Here is a 21,432-nt window from a genome sequence, read left to right as displayed (position 1 = left end):
GGAAGAGATAAAGTGAAGTTTCTGGGAAGTACGGTTGCGAGGTCATGGCCTGAGGGACTGTTTTTTCTTGTAGGGCAGCTGGCGTTTTATCTTGTACAGGTCCGTGATGTTCTCTTCGGTGAGCACGTACGGGTGCTGCAGAAACTGCACGAAGTCCTGCTCCGCCGGGTGGCCTTTGAACGGCGTCCAGAACTCGTCCTGGCGGTTGTGCCAGAGCAGTACGTAGGCCAGTTGCAGCTTGTCATGTTGCAGCGCTTTCATCAGCATCTGGGAGTACCAGTTTGCCTGGCTCACGTTCAACAGCCCCGACTCTGTGACGGCGGCCAGCTTGTTTCGGCTTTTGGCGAAGTCTGACACCAGCTTGAATTTGGCGCCGGCCACGGCCGGGTCTTTGCCTTCCTTTAAATCCCAGTAGTTGTCGGTGCCTACCAGATCCACGTATGCATCGCCGGGGTACTCCCTCAGGAACTCTTCCTCATTGCTAAACCGGCAGTCCGGGGACCAGGCGTAGAGCATGTTGCGCACCTGCAGGCTGTCGCGCAGGTAGGTGACGGTAAACTGGTAGAGCTGCTTGAACTCCTCTGGGCTGCGGTGGCCTTTGCCCCACCAGAACCACTCGCCATCAAACTCATGCCAGGGCCTGAAAATGAGCGGCACCAATTGGCCGTCTACCTGCAGTGACTTGGAGAAATCGGCTATTTGCCGGAGCGAGTTCTTGAATTTTCCATGGGCAGAACCACCAGGCAGAATCTGACTGACTGCCTCTACCGGAGATTTTTCCCAATAAAAGCTGCCTTCTGAAACGGGGTTGCTATAGTGCCAGGAGAAGGTGTGGAGCCCGCCGCGCTTGTAGCCTTTCAGGATCTGTTCCCGTACCGAGGCTTCTACTTTCTTTACCTCTTCCTGGGGCTTAAAACTGGCAATATCTATAAAGTCCCAGCCATAGACGGCCGGCATCTGACCGGTGACCGCCTTTACGTCTGGGGTTTGCAAACCGGTCCGCCAGTTCCAGCCGTAGCCCTGGCGGGTGGCTTCCTGGTGCCCGAACAGGATCTTTTCCTCAGAGATTCTCTTGAGGTTGTAGAAGAGGGAGGCGGTTTGCTCAGTGGCGTTTTTGTCCACCAAAAGCGCACGGGCTTCCGTAAGGCTGGGCTTGCTCTTGAACGAGGTGCTTTTGAACGCGCAGCCGTTTACCGCCGCCAGCAGCAGAAACAACACAATGCATTTGGTGGTCTTGTATGCCATACGTTCTTTTTTCTGTTTTCCGTTTTGGGCCTGTTTTTTCAAAAACGGCCCTAAAACAGGAGGTAAGTTTTACTTTTCTTTTAACAGGAAAGACCCACTCCTTTTCACTGTCTGTAGTTGGAATATCCTTGTCTTTCTTTCCTTTTTTGAGCCCGTTTTATGGAAACGTGCCCAAAACGACCTTCCGCTTCTGGCGCTTCCTGTGGGCTAGGTGCTGAGCAGGCGCGTTAAGTAAATTCACAGATATAAAGTTACGTATGGTTCTCTTGCCTTAACTGCTGGCGGCACCGGTGAATGATCTCCAGGCAGGCGCGGGCATTGTGGTAAGGGCATTTCCAGAAACCTACTTTGTCTTGTGCGGCCATGGGCGTATAGTCATGGTGCACGCCCCAGAGCCATTCACCATTCTTGTGGTCCAGGAGATGGTTTTGGGCAAATTGCCAGGCGTTCCAGGAGTGGCGCAGGTACTCTTCGTTCTGGGTCAGTTCAAAGGCATTCAAAAAGCCTACCATCGCCTCGGCGCTCACCCACCATTCGCGGTGGGTATCAAAGTGGTTCTGGTCCAGGTTGAGTTCATGATACAGGCTGCCGTCAGGGAGTAGGGCCTCAGCGGTGACCTGGGCCAGTTTGAGGGCCGCTTCTTTCACCTGCGTTAGCAAGGCTTGGTGGTTCAATACCTCGGCGGCTTCCTGCAAAAGCCAGGAGGCTTCAATGTCATGCCCGTAGGAAACCAGGTTGGCAGTAGACGTCCAGTCCCGGCCGAAGAACAGGTTCAGGTGCCCGGTGGCCGGGTCTATGATGCGCTGCAGGAAAACGTTTATCAAATCCCTCAGCCTTTCCGCCAGCACCGGGTCTGGCCAGATGCGGTACAGGTTGGCGTAGGCCTCCAGTACATGCAGGTGGGTGTTCATGGTCTTGGGGTCGTTGCGGTCCTTCTCGCTCAAACGCAGATCTTCCAGCAATTGCCCTTCGTGACTAAAAGCCTCCAGGTAACCGCCGTGCTCCGGGTCATAGCTGTAGTGCTCTATCCAGGTGAACAGCTCCTGGCTTCTTTTTAAGGCCGCTGGTGCCTGGGTGGCCCGGTAATACTCGCTGAACCCGTACAGCGCGAAAGCCTGGGCATACACCTGCTTACGGGTGTTAAGCGGTTGGCCCTGCGCGTCTACCATCCAATAAACTCCGCCGTGGGCGGAATCCAGGAAATGGGTTTGCAGGTAATCTAAAGCCCGGGTGGCGAGCTCCAGATGTTCTTTCTTCTGCGTGTGCCGGTATGCCGCCGAGAACGTCCAGAGAATGCGGGCGTTCAGGATGCTGCCCTTGGGGGCTTCTGGAATGACCATGCCGGTCCCGTCCATCTGCCCCACAAACCCGCTATGCTGGTGGTCTTGGGTGTTTTCTGCCCAGAAAGTCAGAATCCTTTCCAATTCCTGCTCCATTTCCTGTTGGTACAGGGTAAGCTGGTGCGTGCGGGCAGACGATGTGGCCGAAATCATGAACGGGCCCCGGTTAATTCATAGGCTTTTTCCTGTTGTTGGCTGGCCAGATACGCCTGGTTCTTCTCCACTAACCGGTTAATCTGCTGCACAGAAGCCGCCGAGCGGAACCCGTCTGCCGGGGTGTTCATGACGTAATCCAACAGTTGGTCCACGGTGGAGGTGGCTACGTGGGTACGGGTGTCTGAGGAGGCGTAGTAGATGAACACGGTGCCGTCTTCGTCCAGAATCCAGCCATTGCTGAAGGTCACGTTAGACACGTCGCCTACCCGTTCCTCGCCCTCTGGGGCGATAAAATGACCGGCCGGTTTGTAGAGTATCTTGGTTGGGTCTTCTAAATCCGTGAGGAACAGGTACAGCACATAACGCAGTCCGGCGGCGGTATTGCGCACGCCGTGGGCCAGGTGCAGCCAGCCTTTCTCGGTTTTAATGGGAGCAGGGCCCTGTCCGTTTTTTGCCTCGTACACGGTATGGTAGGTCTTGGGGTCTATGATGAGCTCCTCGTTTACCACCGCATTTTCCATGGAATCGGTGAGGCCCCAGCCGATCCCGCCGCGGCTTCCGGCTTCAATAAAGCTGTCCTGCGGGCGGGTATACAAGGCGTACTTTCCATTGATAAATTCAGGGTGCAGTACCACGTTGCGCTGTTGCGGCGAGGTGGTGACCAGGTCGGGCAGGCGTTCCCAGGACACCAGATCACGGGTGCGGGCAATGCCGCATTGCGCAACAGCTGAGGACTCATCGCCGGGTTTGGCCTGGGGGTCTTTGCGCTCAGTGCAGAACAGGCCGTAAATCCAGCCGTCCTCATGTTGGACCACCCGCATGTCATACACGTTTATGTCTGGGTCATTGGTCTCGGGCAGGGTGACAGGCTTTTCCCAGAACCGGAAATTGTCAATACCGTTGGGGCTTTCCGCCACCGCGAAAAAGGACTTACGGTCATTGCCTTCCACGCGGGCCACCAGCAGGTATTTGCCATTTAGTTTAATGGCACCCGCGTTAAAAGTCGCGTTAATGCCAATGCGTTCCATGCAGAACGGGTTAGTCTGGGGGTTCAGGTCATACCGCCAGGACAGGGGAGCGTGCTGGTGGGTTAGGACCGGAAAGATGTATCTGTCATAGATGCCGTTGCTTAAGGGCTGCTTTTCGTTTGCTCTGGTAATCAAATCAGCTTGAAACGCAGTGAGCTCATTCAATCTTGTCTGGAAGGTGTTTTCCATGGTACTAGGGTCAAAGATGGTAATAGCGGATGGCCGCTTATGAATGGGTAACTAATTTTCTTTTGATAGAGGCTGCTACAGAAAGGCCGTCTGTGGGAAGCTTGTCCCACCAGGTTTTCTTGAGAATAAAGCCGCAGACCAGCAAAATGCCCAGCACGACCATCAGTTCATTGTACATGCTTAGAATCAGGTAGATAGGCAAGAGGGTGAGGCACATCTGCGCGGTCACGCCCACTATGACATTGAACATGTCCAGCCAGAAGTTTTTGTTTTCCTCAAATGCCGGGTCCTCGGCTTTAAGCTGCGCGGCTACCGGGCCCCAGAAGCCCCAGGGGCGCACATTGCTATAGAAGCTTTTCAGGGTGTGGGCATCAGTAGGCGGGGCCATGAACGTGCCTATGATACTGCCGGACAGGGAGATGAGGAGCAGGTACGGGAAGTAGTACAGATCAAGCCCATCAGTGAAATAAGGGAAAATGAGCGCTGGCACAATACCGGTGAGCATGCCCCAGAAGAAGCCGCTTCCGTTAAAGCGCCACCAGTACCATTTTAACACGTTAGCGGAGATATAGCCTCCGTACAGTCCCGCCACAATCCACTGCAGCAGGCTGTTCACGTCTTTAGCCATAAAGCCCAGCACCATGCTCACAAGTACCACCACTATGCCGGTAGCGTAGTTCATGCGGCTTACGGTTTTGTTACTGGCCTTGGGGTTCACGTAGCGCAGGTACACGTCATTGACCAGGTAGGCCTGAGCAGCATTGAGCGTACCCGCAAATGTGCCAATAAAGGCGGCTAGCAAACCCGCTAAGATAAGACCCAGGATACCGGTAGGGGCGAAGCGCTGGATAGCAGCCGGCAAGATGCGCTCAAAGTCAATGCCGCTGGCAGAGGTGAGGTTCAGTTGGTCATAATTGAGGATGGCCAGCACCGTGAACCCCATGATCATAAGGTAACGGGTAGGGATTAGCACGATGGAAACAAAGGCGCTCATCTTGGCGGCATCCTGCGGTGAGCGGGCCGAAAGGATCTTCTGCATGTCATAGTTAGGCGTGGGTCCGGCCAGGCTGGCCAGGATGCCTTTGAAAACCATGAGCGAAAAGAAGATCCCGAAGAGCGAATACCCGTCAGATTTGATTTTGGCGTTGACGTCATCAATAATGCCGGTCCAATCCAAGTCCAGGGTGGCCCCGAAGAAAGGGGTTTTCCATTCTTCTGGCACATTGAGGGGCGTGGTTTCCAGGTTGTTGATAGCCAGCACGGCCACTACAATAGAGGCTGCCGTCATGATGGCGTACTGCAGCACATCTGCCCAGACAATGCTGGCCATGCCGCCCAGAATGGAGTAAAACACCGCGAAGAAGGTAAACAGCATGCCATAGAAATGAGGCACGAACTCCGGGGAGACGGTGAACGGCACGTACGGCTGCACCAAAGACCAGGGCACAAAGATCTCCACAAACTTACCCAAACCAATAAAGCCGTAGGCCAGAAAACCCAGGCAGCTCAGCAAGGCAAAGGCGACCACAATGCTGTGCGACCGGGCAGAATCACGGCCCTGGCCAAAGCGGGTGAGCATCCATTCGGCACCGGTAGTCACGTTAGAGCGGCGCAACCAGGCGGCCAGGAACATCATCAGAAAAATCTGGTTGAACGAGGGCCACAGCCACGGAATCCAGATGCTTTTGAGGCCATAGACAAAGCCCAGCATCACCATCCACATGGTGCCGGAAATATCAAACATACCCGAGGCGTTGGAGAGACCCAGCGCATACCAGGGCAGGGTATTGCCCCCCAGCATGTACGCCTCTTTGTTGGCCTTGGCCCTGTTTTGCAGGACCAGCCCTATGGCCGCCACCGCCAGTAAGTAGAAGGCAATGATGCTGATATCAAGTGCGGTTAGTTTCATGCAGGAAATAGAAGGATTTGTCTGTTAGGATTGGGTAAGGAGTTAGTTTTTGGCTTGTTTGGGCTGGGTAGGTACCGGTGCATACAACTGCTCCCGGGCCGCGTCTTTTATGAAGAACACGTTAGGGTGGTTGTAAAAATCCTTGAAGTCTGCGGCGCTTTTCTGGCCCTTGAAAGGGGCATAGTAATGGTCGGGTCGGCCGTTGCGCCACACCAGCGCGTAAGATAAACCGGCGTCTTTCACAATGGGGTAAAGAACCTGGGTCCACCAATGGGCGAGGGGCACCGTTTCCAGTCCGGTCTCGCTCAGGGTCCAGACTTTGTTTTTCTCCTGGCCTATCTGCCGCAGCGTCTCCACCATCTGGCGGGTTTCTTTGATGAACGTTTGCGTGGCCTGGGCCGTGAGGGAAGTATCTGCAGGCAGGCGGTGGTAGATGTCAAAGCCCAGAATATCTACGTAGTTATCGCCTGGGTAGCGCTCCAGGTAATCTGCCTTTGAGGAAAAGCGGTCTGGGGAGTAGGCAAAGAGTAGGTTGTGGGCTTTTTTCTTTTTGAGGTAATCTACCGTGAAACGCCACATCTGCTTATATTCTTCTGGGGAACTGTGGTTGCGGCCCCACCAGAACCAGCTGCCGGTATGCTCGTGCAAAGGCCGGAATACCACAGGAATTAGCTCGCCCTTGGGCCCTTTCAGGCTTTTCATGAAGTCTGCCACCTCATCTAGCCATGATTTGTAACGTTTCAAGGCTTTCCTGTCTTTGAAGAGGTGCTGAATGGTAGAGTCCATAGGGTCCCAGCTGGATTTACCGGGGTCCAGGGGGTTGTTGAGGTGCCAACTGAAGGTATTGAGACCGCCGTTGGCGTACACTTCCTGCGCAAAGGCGCGCATCTTCATAAAAGGCACACTGTCCAGGTTCACCGGTTTCTTCAGTTCCAGGTGGCCCAGGTCCCAGCCCACCACCGCCGGGTACTCGCCTACCAGTTCCTTCACGTCTGACCGGCCAGGTTCATACTTCCAGCCCATGCCATAAGCTAGTGCGTCCTGGTGCCCGAATAGGATTCCCTTTTGCGAGAGCCGCTTCAGGTTGGCATACAGGTTCCTGGTCTCAGGGGTAGCTTTTTTATTGACAGGGAGCCATTGCCCATAGGAAGCCAAGTGGGAGAGTAGCAAAAGAAAGCATACCAATAAAGGTTTTGTCATGGCTGAATCATTTAGAAAGCTACTACAGGTAAAAGATAGCAGGAAAGATGGAGATTTTAGAACCTCACTTTTTCTTCCCCGCAGCTGCATTGGGGCAGGGCTTTAGGACGTTATCACCTGCTATCCTTTGGTTCTATTCCTTACACTTTTGCACCTATACAAAACTAACCACATGCTCTAGTAAAATATAATACTATTTTATCATTTGTTTGATGGAAACTGCCTTTCAGGGATAATGCTGGGGTTTTATTAAAGCATTATCCTTACAGCCTGAAGATTACAAGAACCAGAAAACTTTTACCCTGTTTGGGTTATCTGCTTTACTATTTGCAAGCTGTTGAGATAGGTTATAGCTGCCAGAAGACCCATAATAATATATTGGCCTATCATAGAGACAGATGGTTAATATTTTGGAAGTTTTCCTTTTCTGGCCTAAGAGGGAGCTGTATTGGTAACTCTTTTAGTAGTCTTTTTTTAACAGAACTTTTGCTGAATACTAATCGGGCTTAAGGAATGCCAGCCTTCCCCTGGAGGGGAAAAACCACAAGTAAAATGCATCAGTGCAGTCGATTCTTTTCTGTTAGTATGAGAAGATCGGTTACGCTGGCGGCTCCCTTTTCCTGAAAAGCAGTAAGGTAATACATTTAGGTAAAGGCAATTCAGGTATCCTAAAAGGCAGGGCCGTCTTTCAGTTACCAAAGCGTTGCTTGGCAACAGAAAGACGGCGCCTTAACTTGTAAGCATGAAAGCTTTTATTGCTTGATCAACTTCAGGGTCTTAACCTGATTCTTATGACTTACTTTTAATAGGTAAAGGCCTTTCGCAAGTCCTTCTCCCAATACTAGCTCGCCGGTAGCCGTTCCGGTTTGCAGCAAGGCACCTGCGCTGCTGAATAGTTGGTACTCAAATTTCCCGCTCAGTTCAAATCTGAAATTCTCAGTAAAGGGATTAGGGTATAAAGAGAAATTTTGAGCGCCCAGCTCACCTCCTATGCCGGTTACCACCGCCTGTTGCGTGCAGAAGGGATATCCCACATCTGCTCTGCCGGCCATATACTCCCTGAGCCAGGTCATGGCCGGGCGGTCAAAACCGGAAGACTGAAGCAGGTTGGTGTTGGTTTTCCAGGTTTTGCCAGATTCATAGCCCCAGAGCGTAATCCCAGCTACGGCTGGGTGCTCCCAGTACACGGGGAACAAATTTTGGTACCTGGTAAACTGAATATTGTCATCTCCTGAAATATCCAGCTCTGTCACATAAATAGGAACACCGGCCCGGGTCATCAAATCTAAAGAAGACTTAAGCTGCGTGGCAGAAAGGGTATTGATGTTGAACTCGTGCGCCTGCGTGCCAAATCCATCAATCAGGTTGCGGTCACGCAGAACTCTTATAACGGCAAGCTGCTCGTTAATGGCAGTCTGGTCGTTCTCTAGGCCATAGTCATTTAAAATCAGCTTTGAATTAGGGAAGTATTGCCGGGCTTTGGTGAAAAGCCAGATAATCCAGTCATGTCCGGTAGTTCCTCCTCCGCCCAAACCAGTTTTAAAGGCGGGCGTGGCGGCGGCATGGGTACGCAGATTTTCATTTAAGACATCTATCTGGTCAATACCCATTGGGAACTGCGCGGCCACCGCTGCCATATATTCCTCCATTTCTTCCTGAAACTCAGCAGGGCTAATCAAGAGGTTGTTACTGGAGTTAATGGCCCAGGCAGGGAACTGGCTTCCCCAGGCAAACACGTGGTACCGGAAAGGCAGATTATTGTTTTTGGCATGGTTGTAGGCAATATTAGCCCCGGTCCAGTTCATGGCATCACGCGTAGATTCTACCACGCCCCACTTGGTATTGTTTTCTGCCGTAACTCCGTTCCAGAGTGAGTTGAAATTACCGGGCACGCTTCCGGCAATGATCTGCGCCAGGTATTTTCCTTTGCAGGCACTCAAGCCTCTGCTCGTTGCCGCAGTAGTTCCAACAGTTACCATTACCCCGGCAGAAGTGCTCACAGCGTTCAGGTTATCAGTGGCTTTGGCCGTAATGGTATAAGTACCTGCCACCAAAGGGCTCCAGACAAAGGTGTAGGTGCTGTTAGTGCCAGAGGTTGCCTCCCCTAACTTAGTGGCTCCGTTAAAGAATTCTACTTTGGTAACTGTTCCATCGGCATAGGTTCCTCCAATATCTGCTGCGTAAACTTTGATGGTCATGGCTTTGCCGGCCTCAAAATAAGCATTATTATGAGGAGCCGTAATGACACAGGAAGGAGGGGTGTTATTCTGCGCCTGAACCCTTAACTGAAATAGGGGAAGCAGCAGTAAGAACAAAGAAAGTAAAGCTTTTGTCATGTTACGTAGGTTAGTAATTAGTGCTTATTTCAAAGGGGATATTCAAGACTACTTTCTTTCTGTTATGGTTAAGAAGGCGGAGGGTGTTACCGGTAAGGTGTTATGAAAAATAGTGGCTGTAGAATATGCTGTATTAATTATTGATAAGCATAATGAGTTGTGCCCTTCTTTAAGTCACTATTTCCGTTTCTGGCCTGTTTTTCGGAAAACAGGTAGAAACTGAGCGATCTTCTCCTGATTAGGTTAGCGGTAAATTGATGCTAGCGGTGCACTTTTTGACAAGAATAAAGAAGGGTTGCCATGCCTTGCTCTTTGTAACTACTTGTTTGTCTGGGGAGGGAATAAAAAGAGGAAGAGTAAATGGCTCTTCCTCTTTTTATTATGGAATAATGATGAACTTAGAAATTACTTCAGCTCTATATCATCAATATAGAAGGTGTTAGGATTAGTGCCGTAGTTCTTGATATAGAACTCATTAATCCCGCCTGTAATATTGCCTAAGGCGCTGATTGGAATTTCAATGCGGGTATATTGACCTGCTACAATATCAAATGGAGCGTCCGTTCCAAAAGTGCCCGCCATGTTCTTGATCTGAATAGATCCTCTGCTGTTCACGGTACCGCGCACATACAACACAATGGTGGTATAGCCATCCAGGACATCTTTGTTGTTAGGGTGTAACTGGAACGCGCCATAGGGATCATTAAAGCTTACCTTGATGGCCTTAGTGCCACGGCTCACAAATTCGGTGTTCTCAATGTCCTGGGTAGTGGTTCCCCAGCCATCCCATTTCTGCCAACCAGAATTAAGCACATCATTGTAAATATAATACGCCGGGCGGGCCACATTAATGGTCAGGGTCTTGCCGGTAGCTACCGTGTAGTTGCGGGTGGTAATGAATGTAACCGCTCCGTTCAGGATATCAGTGGTTGGCATCTTTAACACAATCTGGGTAGGAGATTGACTGATAAAGGTGGAGACAGAGGCCCCGCCGGTAAAGTTTACCGTCTTCACCAGGTCCAGATTAGTACCCGTAATGGTCAGGTTAGCGCCTGGGTCTACCGGGTTAGGCGCCAAGGTGGTGATGGCCGGTAAAATAATAGTGATGCTCTGCGTAGTAGGCGCTTCCACCATTGATTTGGCTACCAATTTCAGCGTGCCGGTTGAGGCGTTGTTAGGAACGGTTACTACTAGTTGCGTGGCCGTTTGACTTACAAAGGTGGCTGTTTTTGCCGTGCCCACTCCCGTAAACACAATCTCCTTTACCAGGTCAAGGTCTGTGCCGGTAATGGTGAGGTTCTCGCCGTGCTTTAAAGAAGCAGGAGAGAAGCCTGTCGCTTTTGGCAAGGTTACGGTTAACACTTGCTCTGTTTCCATTTTCAGGGGCTTGGTGCCGCCTGTGAAAAGGAAAAGCGAACCAGTCTTGGCTTCCATAGGTACCGTCAACACCAATTCTGTTTTGGACTTGGTGGCAAACGTCTTCACACTTTTTTGGAGTGAGCCAAACTGCACGCTGTCTACCCAGTTCAGGAAATCACCTTTGATGGTGATATTGGTGCCTGGTTTTGCTTCACCGGTTACAGAGGTTACCTTAACGGGTACATCAAAGCTTAATACCGTTTTAGAGGTTATCTCTTCGCCACCGGCTATTTTCAGTACCACTCTTCCTTGCTCAGCCGTTGCGGGCACTACCAACTCAATTAATTCAGAAGTGTGAGACGTGAACTGGGCTTTGGGGACAGTAACCCCGGCCAGCGCAATAGACTCAACCTTATTCAGGTTTCTCCCAATAAACTTGATTTTCTCCCCGTGCTTGGCACCGGTCGGCCCGAAGCTGATGAGCTCTACCTTGTCAGATCCCAGATCATCATCATCGTCACCGCAGGCCGTGAGGTACCCTAAGGAGAGCACCAGCAAGGCCATCAACCATACTCTAATATTATAAAGGTTTTTCATATGAGGCGCTTTCTGAAATTAAAGTTTAGTATTAGGTACTACCCGCATGTTATCTAAGGCAAACTTCACTTTCACGGCGTTAGGCCCGCTAAAGTGCATAGACACGCCGTAGCCATTTGGGTTATAGGCAAACTCTTTGTTTGCTTTCCAGAAATCTTCCCATGGAATGGTAACGGTCTGCCATTTCCCTTCGGTGTGCAGGTTAGGCTGCCAGTTGTAGTACACATCTCCTCTTTTGGTGGCCATGTCTGGTCCCATGTACATTCTGTACCAGGCTCCGGTCATAGGCTCTTGTGTGTTGATCTCAAACTTCAGGCTGTATTTTCCGGGGTTGGCAAAGGCATCGGCAGGAATGTTTTTGTTCTCTGTGGCGGCAACACTGCTTTGCTCCCCTACATAGGTCTCAAACCAGGCCCACGCGCCCAGGTTATTGTCAATTCTCAAAAAGTTGCCGTTGATTGGCTGCACCGCGGCGTCAGATGCTTTGATGTAGTTTGGCCCATGCCATAAGCCGCTGGTACCCGCGTCAAAAGAAGCAATGATGTTACGGTTGTCACGGAACCAGAAAACAGATTCTGACTCTCCAAAGTTAGAGGAGATGGTGATAGGGCCTGGCTGTGCACCCTGGGGTACTTTCACGGTAAGGGTTTTGAAATCCTTGATAGAAACAATCTCGCCCTGTACACCACCGGTAAACGTTACTTTAAGCGGTTCATAGAAGAAGTCACCTACTATGGTGGCATTCTCGCCAATGTTCACGTATTCGCTCATCATCCGGTCAATTCTTGGCTTGCTGATGTCCACATTGAAATCATGCAGCAGTTCCTCTCCGTTGGCGAAAACCATACGAAGTTTGTTGGAGATTTTATTGGGAATCTGAGAAGGTATTCTGGTGATGATAGTAGTATTGGTGATGTAAGAGGGGTTTAAGGCGGCCTGTTGGTCATTGAACCAAAGCTCGCGCACGTTGGCCAGGTTATCTCCTACAATCGCCACCATTTTGCCCTGGCCAGCCTTCACCACAAGGGAGTCTGAAGCGTTAGGGCGGGTGACTCTAATATAGCTGATCATGGGTTTACCCCCGTTGGAAAGATCGTCGTCTTCTGAACAGGCTGTAAACATCCCCCCCATCGCCAAGGCGATGAAGAGAAATAACAGAGTTTTAAAATTAACTTTCATATGCTTGGTTATTTCTTTTCTGAATACAATGCTTACTTGAACACATAAGGAACCGGCGGGTTTCTTAAGCCCGGCGCCTGGCTTTGCTCTACCGTTGGGATAGGCAACAGGAAGTTACCGGAGTTGGCAGTAGCCGTTCTGGCCGTCACGTAAGAGGTCTTGGTGAAAGTCCAGCCGGTTGGGTTAGGCATGCGGTCTGGTCTGATCACAAATATCTCCCGGTCCTGGCTGTTGATGATGTCATAAGCCTTCTGCGGGTTAGAGTAATGTAACCGCACCAGGTCATACCAGATCTGGCCTTCCACGGCAAACTCCTTGGCGCGTTCCTGGAAAATGATGTCCCAGGTAAGAGGCCCCTCATACACCGGCAAACCTGCGCGCATGTGCACTTTGTTAAAGTAGTCCAGCGCTTTCTTGTCTGAGGTAGAGAAGTTACTTCCCAGGGCTGCTTCAGCATAGATCAGGTACATTTCAGCTAGCCTGATCATATAAGTGTTGTTAGGGTAGCGTTGCTGGGTCACCTGGTCGCCAACATCATCTCTGTTGCCAATCACGTATTTCTTAACATTGGCAAAGCTAAACTGGTCAGCGGCGGCCGGAGCCGGGAAGACCAACTTCTGTTTGCTTGCGTTCCCGGCGGCGTCTCTAACGGTTTGGGTGATCTCTGGGTACTGCGCACCTGGCAGCATGAAGGTGGCCTTCAGGCGCTGGTCCAGCGTGAAGCCGGGCTTGGTGCCATTGTCCTGGATAAGCCCGTCATAAAGGCTTAGCATCCACCAGGAGGCGCCTAAGTCACCGCCCCAGCCGTCTGAGCCTGGCGCAATGTCATTGCTGAAGTTAAGCTGTGACACCATAGTGTTGGCATAGCCATAGTCTGAGGTGAAAACCCACTGCTGCTCAAACAAAGACTCATTGTTGTTGTCATAAGGAAAACGGAACAGATCTTCATACTTAGGAAGAAGGGCTTTCCCGCTCATGGTGATTACCCGCTCAGAAAGTTCTTTGGCTTTGTCCAGGTACTCCTGTTTCAGGGCACCGCCCTTAGATTCAACGCCCGCCCTGGTCAGGAATACTTTGGCAAGCATCCCTTCGGCAGACCATTTGGTGATCCTGCCCGGCTGCACCGGGGCGGTAGGAAGATTGGCGGCGGCAAACTCAAGGTCCCGGGAAATAAACTCCCACACGGTTTCTACCGTGTTGCGGGTCACATCAGCGTTGTTCAGCAGCTCCAGGTTGTTCTCAATGATAGGAACAGGGCCATAGTTGGAAACCAGGAAGAAGTAAGCCATGGCGCGCATGAACCGGGCTTCGGCAATGGCATGGTTCTTAATCTCTGGGCTAACGGCTGCCCCTGCATAGCGGTTAATGTTCTGGATAAGGGTGTTGGCCTGGCCCACTACCACATAAAAAGAGCGGTAGGCTTCCACGTTAGAGACGTCAATACCCGTGGTGCGGAACATCACGTCATTCTTGAACACATCATAGAATCCCCGTTGCAGGGTACCGCCCCTTACATCGCCAAGGGCCCAGTAGCTCTTGTCCACGTAGTCTTTCCAAACCACGGTATACAGGGGAGCCGAAGCGGCTAATATCTGGTCATTGGTCTTGAAGAAATTAGCATCAACCAATGTGTCCTGCGGCGGTCTTTCCAGAAATTCTTTCTCACAGCCTGAGAAGACAGACAAAGCGGAAATGGCTGCCAGGTATAAATATTTATTTTTCATTTTGAAGGAAGAGTTACGTTAAAAATCAATACCAACACTCACAGAGTACATTGGGGTAAGCGGGTAGCGGCCATAGTCAACGCCAATGGCGGCGTTGTTCGGGTTCTCCAGGCCTCCCACGTGGGAACCAACTTCAGGGTCATAACCAGAGTAGCCGGTAATGGTCCAGATGTTCTGGGCGCTGGCGCCAATTCTGGCTCCGCCAATGTATTTGAGGCGGCTAACCAGGCTGCCTGGTAAATTGTAGGTCAGGCTCACGTTCTTCAAGCGGACAAAAGAACCGTCTTCCACATACTTGTCTGTGTGGCGACCAAAGTTGTTGTTTCTGTTACCACCAGACATTCTGGCTACCGTAGTGCCAGGGTTCAACAAGGTTGGGTTGCCTTGTGCGTTCACGCCCACTTTAGCATAATCTAAGGCTCCTGTAAACAGGTTGCGGCCTAAGTTGATGTTGTTAGGGTTGGAGTTCTCATTGCGTACCCAGTTGTAGATGTCATTACCAACAGTGCTGGTGATGAGCATGCTCAGGTCAAAGCCTTTATAAGAGAAGTTGTTGGTGAAGCCGGCGGTATACTTAGGCCATGGGTTACCAATAAAGGTCTGGTCATAGCTGTCAATGATACCATCTGGCTTGCCTTCAGGGCCGCTGATGTCACGGTACTTCACGTCACCAATCCAAACGCTGTTTGGTCCAACCGGGAAAAGAACCCCGTTGTTGTCTGCTGGGCGTGCGCTTTTCTCTACTTCTTCCACGCTTCCGAAAATGCCGTCCTCTATATAGCCATAGAACAACCAGGGCGACTGACCCACTACTGTGCGCTGTGACCACAGGTTCCACTCTCTGGTGGTTCTGTTCAAGATGCTGCTTTCTGTGGAAAGGCTTTTAACAGTGGTGTTAAAATGAGAGATGTTGAAGTTAGAAGACCATTTAAAAGCGCCGTTGTCAATGTTGATGGTGTTAAGGGCGAAGTTCCAGCCCTTGTTCTGGAGGGACCCGATGTTCACCGTTGGCGCAGATACAGAACCCACACCGCTGGTACCCATGTAGAATGGTAAACTAGCCTGCAAGATTAGGTTGTCTGTGTTCTTGATGTAATAGTCTGCCTCTAACTGAATGCGGTTCTCAAACAAGCCCAGGTTAATTCCAAAGTTGTTGGTTCTGGTTTCTTCCCACTGGAAGTTAGGGTTAGGGTACCGGTTAGGGATAAAGCTGGTTCCGCCGCCAAAAGGAGAGGGTCCTGCAGATAGGGTGCCGTAAATAGCCCCGCCACCTTGTGCCTGGCTACCAGTAAGACCAATTTCATACCGTAACCTAAGGTCGCTCACCATTGGCACATTGAAGAAAGGTTCTTCAGAAACCCTCCAGGCTGCAGATACAGATGGGAAGTATCCCCATTTGTTCTCCGGACCGAAATACACAGAACCATCTGCCCTGAAGGCAGCCTGCAAGATGTAGCGGTCATTGAAGTTGTAGTTCACACGGCCCAGGTAAGACTCCATAGCCCAGTCTCCATGTCCGCCACCGGCCACGCTGGTAAGAATGGCTCCTGCGTTCAGGTCAAGCACGTCATTGGTCTGGAACCCGCGTCTCTCCCCAGACAGGTTTCTCCACTGAGATTCCTGTGACTCATGGGTGGCCATGGCATTGATGCTGTGCTTGCCAAAAGTCTTCTGGTACTGGAGCATCTGGTTCCAGTTCCAATAGGTACCCAAATTGTGGCTGTTGTTCAGCTGGGCCTCCACGCGTCTCTGAATGCCAAACTCATAGGTAGGTTGGAAGAACTGTGAGTTGGAGAAGTTTACGTTTCCGTTGAAAGAGGTCCGGAAGTCAAGGCCTTCCAGAATCTTGATGCCAATATTCACACCGCCCAATAGTTGTCTTCTGGTAAGCTCATTGGTCACAATGTTGGCCAGACCAATAGGGTTGGGTGGAGTGTAGCGCTCAGATTGATTGGTAGGAGTCTCCGTTCCGCCGCCGTAAGTACCGTTAATGTTGCGGACCGGGATATGCGGAGGCAACTGCAGGGCCAATGAGATAAGGTTAGACTGGGTAGAGGCCAGTTTTTCATTGGTCTGGGCAAAGTTGAAGTTACCGCCAATGGTGAGCCATTTCTTGGCCTGGTTGTCCAGGTTCAGGCGAACCGAGTTACGGTTGAAGCCAGAGCCCAGGGCAATACCGTCCTGGGTCATGTGCTCCCCAGACAGGTAGTAGGTGGTTTTGTCGCTTCCGCCGCTTACGCTAAGCTGGTGCTTTTGCATAGGGGCGTTGTTGAATAATTCCTTCTGCCAGTCGGTTCCTTTTCCTAATAAAGAAGGATCCAGAAATTCTTCTCTGGGGGTGCCGCCTGCCAGGGCTTTATACTCATTCTCCATTTGGGCATACTGCTGCAGGTTCATTACATTCTGGCGTTTTGGGGCCGTCTGCAAACTGTATAAGTACCCGTAGTTAAGCTTTATCTCCCCAGATTTACCGCGTTTGGTAGTGATCAATACCACCCCGTTGGTACCTCTTGAGCCGTACACCGCGGTGGCCGAAGGGCCTTGCAGCACTTCCATGCTCTCAATGTCTGCCGGGTTAATGGCTGACAAAGGGTTGGTTCCGGAAGCAGAGTTGGAGCCCTGAATCTGAACGCCGTCAATCACATATAATGGTTCATTGGAACCGCCCAGCGTACTTACCCCTCTAATGTTCACCGAGATGCCTCCTCCCGGAGCCCCGGTGTTCTGGGTTACGTACACCCCGGCGGCACGGCCCTGAATGGCCTGCTCAATGGTGGTGTTCACGGTTCTCTCCATCTCCACGGCGGTGATAGTGGATTGGGCGCCGGTGATGTCATTTCTTCTTAACTCACCATAGCCGGTCACCACTACTTCACTCAGTGCCTGGGCGTCTTCCTTAAGGCTTACCGTTAGCGAAGTCTTGTTACCTACCGCCACTTCTTGCGAAACGTAGCCAATGAAGGTGATTACCAGCACATCATTGTCTGAGACATCCAGGGAAAAGTTTCCGCTGGCGTCGGTGGCAGCTCCGTTGGTGGTCCCTTTCACCACCACGCTTACCCCAGGCATGGCAGAATTATCGGCCGCTGAGGTTACTTTACCAGTTATTTTCCTTTTGGCGTCCTGGGCCAGACCGGCCTGAGCCTGAAGTAAGATTACCAGGAGCAGTGCAATTATGGTCCAGACTGCCTTTGGCCTGAACACAAAAGTACGCTTGGGGTAACCTTTGTCTGAGTAGAGGTTTTTAATCATAAGATGATTTTTAATTAAAGGGTGAACTAAGTAATTGATTAAACATGCCCGCAAGCCGGGCTATGGGTACAGTGTAAAAAACTAAGGGCATTCAGAGATAAGTAGGTAAGGCACAATAAGGAGTAAGTCTTCTTTTTTGCCCGGGCCTGAAGAAGATTCTAAGGGGAACTCACCTCTGCCAACCCTGGGGTAGCGTCCTTCCTATTGGCCATACAAAGCTAAGAGGAGGACCAAGGGTGAGGTAATACTATTTTATCAATTGTTTGATGGAAACAGGCAGTGTTATGCCAACGTTGGCATAACAGGCGAAAAAAACGTGCTTTTTGGCTGAGGTTTGTAAAAGTGGTAGAAAGCATGTCTTAAAGATAATTTATTTTGTTGAAATTCTAACCAAACCAAGTTGCTGCAAAAAATAAATAATTATAAAAGAATTATGTAAGGTTCTAAAAGAGGTAGTTGTTGCTGGGTTTTTTAAAGATAGAATATACTTTTTAAAAAAATTTAATAGTCTTATTTTAGCTATGACCTATGGTGTACCTTTACAGGTAATAGCAGAGCCTAATTTTCACTTGTATGAGTGCCATTTACAGAGAGATTACCCCTTTAACCCAAAATGACTGCTTTACTATGTTCTCCCGGGTAAAGCAGGAGTTTAACTTCCCGCTCCATTACCATGATGATTTTGAGCTGAACTTCATCTACAACGCGGCCGGGGCCAAGCGCGTGGTAGGGGACCATGTTGAGGTGATTGACGACCTGGAGTTAGTCCTGATAGGAAGCAATCTGCCGCATGGCTGGTTCACGCACCAGTGCCAAAGCAAGGAAATAGTGGAAATCACCATCCAGTTTCACCGTGATCTGCTGGATGAAAAATTCCTGCGCCGCAACCAGCTGAGTTTTATCAGAACCCTGCTGGAGCAGGCGGGAAAAGGCATCTCCTTTTCCCGGGAAGTAAAAGAGGCGTTCAGGCCCCGGCTGGCGAAACTCACCCAAAAAGGCGATTTTGACTCGGTGCTGGAACTGATCTCTATCCTTCATGATTTGTCTATCTCGCGCAACATGCGCACCCTCTCCAACGCTACCTTTACCTCAGACCAATTCAATTACTACAGCCGCCGCATTGAGAAAGCCTTTGAGTACATGCACGCTTCTTATGACAAACCCGTTTCTTTAGCCGATGTGGCCAAGGTGGTGAACATGCCCGAGGTCTCTTTCAGCCGGTTCATCAAAAAGCGCACTGGTAAAACCTTTATTGAAAGCCTTAATGAAATAAGGCTGGGTCACGCTTCCCGTCTGCTCATTGACACCACCGAAACTGTTTCTGAGGTGTCCTTTAAATGCGGGTTCAATAACTTGTCTTACTTCAACCGTATTTTCAAGCGCAAGAACGGCTGCACGCCCAAGGAATTCCGGCAGAACTACTCCGGCTCCCGTATTTTCATTTAGTGCCAAGGCAACACCTGGCATCTCCCAACTGCTTCTGAAACCTGCGTTTTGGGTCTGTTTTCCGGAAAACGTGCTTAAAACAGGTTAAGGCTTTTTCAAGGTCACCGCTTGTTGCAGCGTCACGGTGGTTTTCAGGTTTCCTACCATCAGGTCAAAGGCGCCCGGTTCGGTTACCCATTTTCCGGCCTCGTTCACAAACGCCAGGTTCTTGGCAGATAAGGTAAAGCTCACTTCTTTTTCCTCGCCGGGGTTCAGGGCCACTTTAGAGAAAGCCCTTAGCCTTCTGGCGCTGGGGGTAATGCTGGCAAACTGGTCATGGCTGTAGAGCTCCACGGCTTTCTTGCCGGCCCTGCTGCCTGTGTTTTTCACTTTTACCGTTACCTGCAGCTGGTCATTGTCGCTAAAGGCGGTCTTGCTGGAGCGCAGGTCTGTGAAGGCAAAGGTGGTGTAGCTTAACCCATGGCCAAATTCCCACTGCGGATTGAAGCCCCGGTTCCCGGCTACGTTAGGTACATCTTCCCTGATTACTTCTGTCCCTTTATGGTCATAGGTGAGCACATCTCCCGCGTGCCGCGGATAGGTAAAAGGCAGCGCACCGTCTGGGTTGTAGTCACCGAACAGCACGTCCGCCATGGCGGCTCCCCCGAAGGTGGCTGGTCTGTAGGCCAGTAAAATAGCGTCTGCCAAAGGCTCTATGGCAGAAACCACGCGTGGTCGGCCTTCCAGCAGCACCAGAATTACAGGTTTGCCGGTTTCTTTAGCAGCCCGTACCAGGGCCAGTTGGTTTTCCTCCAGATTAAGGTTGTCTATCACACCTGGGCTTTCGGCATAGGCTTTCTCCCCGAGGAACAGCACCACGGCCTGGGCCTGGGCAGCGTCTTTCTTCAGTTGGGCTACGTTGTAATTGGCCGCGGCCCCGAAATCTGCCACGGAGCGGGAGATGACATTGTCTTTCCCTACTTTCTCTACCAGCGCCTGCAGGGCGGTTTTAGCTTTAGCGGGGTATTTGGTTTCATCATTGCCTTGCCACACGTAAGACCAGCTGCCGTGCAGGGTGCTCAGGGAGTTGGCGGCCGGGCCAGCTATCAGAATCTTGGTGCCTTTACGGAGGGGTAGGGTTTGCTTCTCGTTTTTGAGCAAGGTCAGGCTTTCCAGGGCCGCCTGCAGAGACACTTTGTCAAACTCGGGCTTGTGCACGCTGCTTTTCAGGGCGGTTTTTGGCAAAGACTGCTCAAACAAGCCTACTTTCTTCTTGAGAGCCAGAATACGGCGCACCGAAACGTTGATGCGCTCCTCTGAGATAGCGCCTTCTTTCACCAGGGCCACCAAGTGGTCATAGAACGTGAAATCATACGGCACCATGCTCATGTCCAGGCCGGCTTCTACGGCCATTCTCACGGCCTCTTTGGGCGTGGCGGCCACCTTGTGGCGGGTGTGCAACCTGATCACGTCTTCCCAGTCAGACACGGCCACGCCCTCAAAGCCAAGTTCGTCGCGCAGAATCTGGGTGAGAAAGTATTTACTCCCGTGTACCGGCACACCGTTGATCTCCCCTGAGTTGATCATGACGGTGGAGGCCCCCGCGTCTACGGCCGCCTTGAACGGAGGCAGGAAGATCTCGCGCAGCATCTGCTCTGGTATATAAGAAGGAGTGCGGTCTTTGCCGGTAGACGGGTAGGAGTAACCCAGATAATGCTTCATGCAGGAGGCTACCGTAAAATCGGGCCCCAGGCCATTCTGCTCATATCCTTTAATAGCGGCGGCGCCCATGGTCTTGACCATAAACACGTCTTCGCCGAAGGTCTCCTCAAAGCGGGGCCACAGCGGCTGGCGGCCCACATCCAGTACCGGATCAAAGTTCCAGGGAATGCCGGCAGCCCGGGTTTCCAGGGCAGTGATGCGCGCTAGCTGGTTCACCAGATCTGGGTTGCGCGTGGCCGCCATGCCTATGTTATGCGGGAAAAGGGTGGAGCCGGCTATGTAGTTAGCTCCATGGATGGCGTCAATGCCATAGATGACCGGTATGCGCAGCCGGGTAGTGGCCGCCGCGTTCTGGATGGCGGTAAGCAAGCGGTGCCACTCTTCTATGGTATAGGCACGGTTGCGCACGTTCAAAAGCGAACCTATATGGTAGTCTGAAATTACCCGCCGAAGCTTGGCCGTGTCTATCACCGTGGCCTCATTCCCTTGCAGAATAACGTCAATAGTCAGCTGGGTCATTTGTCCCACTTTTTCCTCCAGGGTCATCTGGGCCAGCAGGTCTTCAATGAATCTGTCTTTTGGGGTAGACGCAGAAGAAGTGCCGGCCGCTACCGGGGCCGCCTCTGGTTTAGAGGATTGGGCCGATTGGGTAGGTCCGCATGAATGAAACAAGAGGGCAAGGCCCAGAATGTAAGGTGAAAACTGCCTCATGGGTTAGGTAAGTAGTACCAAGCAGGGCGGAAAAACTTTTGCTGTACGCCTGATGGTGCA

12 protein-coding genes are annotated in these 21,432 nt (G+C 51.2%); 1 reads left to right on the top strand and 11 read right to left on the bottom strand.

What is annotated here, in order from left to right; all coding sequences use genetic code 11:
* Positions 1-42 precede the first annotated feature (42 nt).
* The 10 genes from TH63_RS14900 to TH63_RS14855 form a co-directional block, all read right to left on the bottom strand.
* Positions 43-1,245 (bottom strand): glycoside hydrolase family 26 protein, encoded by a 1,203-nt coding sequence (locus TH63_RS14900; protein WP_156180636.1) that lies wholly within the window; start codon positions 1,243-1,245, stop codon positions 43-45.
* A gap of 251 nt (positions 1,246-1,496) precedes the next feature.
* Positions 1,497-2,738 (bottom strand): AGE family epimerase/isomerase, encoded by a 1,242-nt coding sequence (locus TH63_RS14895; RefSeq protein WP_048921639.1) that lies wholly within the window; start codon positions 2,736-2,738, stop codon positions 1,497-1,499.
* Positions 2,735-3,958 (bottom strand): glycoside hydrolase family 130 protein, encoded by a 1,224-nt coding sequence (locus TH63_RS14890; protein WP_048921638.1) that lies wholly within the window; start codon positions 3,956-3,958, stop codon positions 2,735-2,737. The genes TH63_RS14895 and TH63_RS14890 overlap by 4 nt, the downstream gene beginning before the upstream one ends.
* A gap of 37 nt (positions 3,959-3,995) precedes the next feature.
* On the bottom strand, positions 3,996-5,867 hold the full coding sequence (locus tag TH63_RS14885; protein ID WP_048921637.1) for a sodium:solute symporter family protein: 1,872 nt from the start codon (positions 5,865-5,867) through the stop codon (positions 3,996-3,998).
* A gap of 42 nt (positions 5,868-5,909) precedes the next feature.
* Positions 5,910-7,067: a glycoside hydrolase family 26 protein gene (locus TH63_RS14880; protein ID WP_076606502.1), complete on the bottom strand. Its 1,158-nt coding sequence runs from the start codon at positions 7,065-7,067 to the stop codon at positions 5,910-5,912.
* Positions 7,068-7,819: 752 nt separating this feature from the next.
* A complete protein-coding gene (locus TH63_RS14875; protein ID WP_048921635.1) occupies positions 7,820-9,403 on the bottom strand; it encodes an endo-1,4-beta-xylanase in 1,584 nt (527 codons plus the stop codon).
* A gap of 405 nt (positions 9,404-9,808) precedes the next feature.
* On the bottom strand, positions 9,809-11,359 hold the full coding sequence (locus tag TH63_RS14870) for an IPT/TIG domain-containing protein (protein WP_082161725.1): 1,551 nt from the start codon (positions 11,357-11,359) through the stop codon (positions 9,809-9,811).
* A gap of 18 nt (positions 11,360-11,377) precedes the next feature.
* Complete coding sequence (locus tag TH63_RS14865; protein ID WP_048921633.1) at positions 11,378-12,481, bottom strand: glycan-binding surface protein; 1,104 nt, start codon at positions 12,479-12,481, stop codon at positions 11,378-11,380.
* A gap of 89 nt (positions 12,482-12,570) precedes the next feature.
* Complete coding sequence (locus TH63_RS14860; RefSeq protein ID WP_048921632.1) at positions 12,571-14,262, bottom strand: RagB/SusD family nutrient uptake outer membrane protein; 1,692 nt, start codon at positions 14,260-14,262, stop codon at positions 12,571-12,573.
* 18 nt (positions 14,263-14,280) lie between these two features.
* Positions 14,281-17,514 carry a SusC/RagA family TonB-linked outer membrane protein gene (locus TH63_RS14855; protein ID WP_082161723.1) on the bottom strand — a complete coding sequence of 1,078 codons (3,234 nt, stop codon included), beginning with the start codon at positions 17,512-17,514 and terminating at the stop codon, positions 14,281-14,283.
* Positions 17,515-18,087: 573 nt separating this feature from the next.
* On the opposite strand from TH63_RS14855, the gene TH63_RS14850 reads away from it, so the two are divergent.
* Positions 18,088-18,960, top strand: a complete 873-nt coding sequence (locus TH63_RS14850; protein WP_048921631.1) for an AraC family transcriptional regulator — start codon at positions 18,088-18,090, stop codon at positions 18,958-18,960.
* 84 nt (positions 18,961-19,044) lie between these two features.
* Here the strand turns inward: TH63_RS14850 and TH63_RS14845 are convergent, their stop codons facing one another.
* Entirely contained in the window at positions 19,045-21,372 is a 2,328-nt protein-coding gene (locus tag TH63_RS14845; RefSeq protein ID WP_048921630.1) for a glycoside hydrolase family 3 N-terminal domain-containing protein, read from the bottom strand.
* Positions 21,373-21,432: the final 60 nt, after the last annotated feature.

This window comes from Rufibacter radiotolerans, assembly GCF_001078055.1.
GTDB classification, from domain to species: Bacteria; Bacteroidota; Bacteroidia; order Cytophagales; family Hymenobacteraceae; genus Nibribacter; species Nibribacter radiotolerans.
This window is presented reverse-complemented; position numbering and strand designations above follow the sequence as displayed.

Bases quoted from the DNA above. Each gene is read 5' to 3' on its own strand.
- TH63_RS14845 (WP_048921630.1), bottom strand. From the start codon at position 21,372: ATGAGGCAGTTTTCACCTTACATTCTGGGCCTTGCCCTCTTGTTTCAT.
- TH63_RS14890 (WP_048921638.1), bottom strand. From the start codon at position 3,958: ATGGAAAACACCTTCCAGACAAGATTGAATGAGCTCACTGCGTTTCAA.
- TH63_RS14850 (WP_048921631.1), top strand. From the start codon at position 18,088: ATGAGTGCCATTTACAGAGAGATTACCCCTTTAACCCAAAATGACTGC.
- TH63_RS14865 (WP_048921633.1), bottom strand. From the start codon at position 12,481: ATGTTTACAGCCTGTTCAGAAGACGACGATCTTTCCAACGGGGGTAAA.
- TH63_RS14875 (WP_048921635.1), bottom strand. From the start codon at position 9,403: ATGACAAAAGCTTTACTTTCTTTGTTCTTACTGCTGCTTCCCCTATTT.
- TH63_RS14895 (WP_048921639.1), bottom strand. From the start codon at position 2,738: ATGATTTCGGCCACATCGTCTGCCCGCACGCACCAGCTTACCCTGTAC.
- TH63_RS14900 (WP_156180636.1), bottom strand. From the start codon at position 1,245: ATGGCATACAAGACCACCAAATGCATTGTGTTGTTTCTGCTGCTGGCG.
- TH63_RS14885 (WP_048921637.1), bottom strand. From the start codon at position 5,867: ATGAAACTAACCGCACTTGATATCAGCATCATTGCCTTCTACTTACTG.
- TH63_RS14855 (WP_082161723.1), bottom strand. From the start codon at position 17,514: ATGATTAAAAACCTCTACTCAGACAAAGGTTACCCCAAGCGTACTTTT.
- TH63_RS14860 (WP_048921632.1), bottom strand. From the start codon at position 14,262: ATGAAAAATAAATATTTATACCTGGCAGCCATTTCCGCTTTGTCTGTC.
- TH63_RS14880 (WP_076606502.1), bottom strand. From the start codon at position 7,067: ATGACAAAACCTTTATTGGTATGCTTTCTTTTGCTACTCTCCCACTTG.
- TH63_RS14870 (WP_082161725.1), bottom strand. From the start codon at position 11,359: ATGAAAAACCTTTATAATATTAGAGTATGGTTGATGGCCTTGCTGGTG.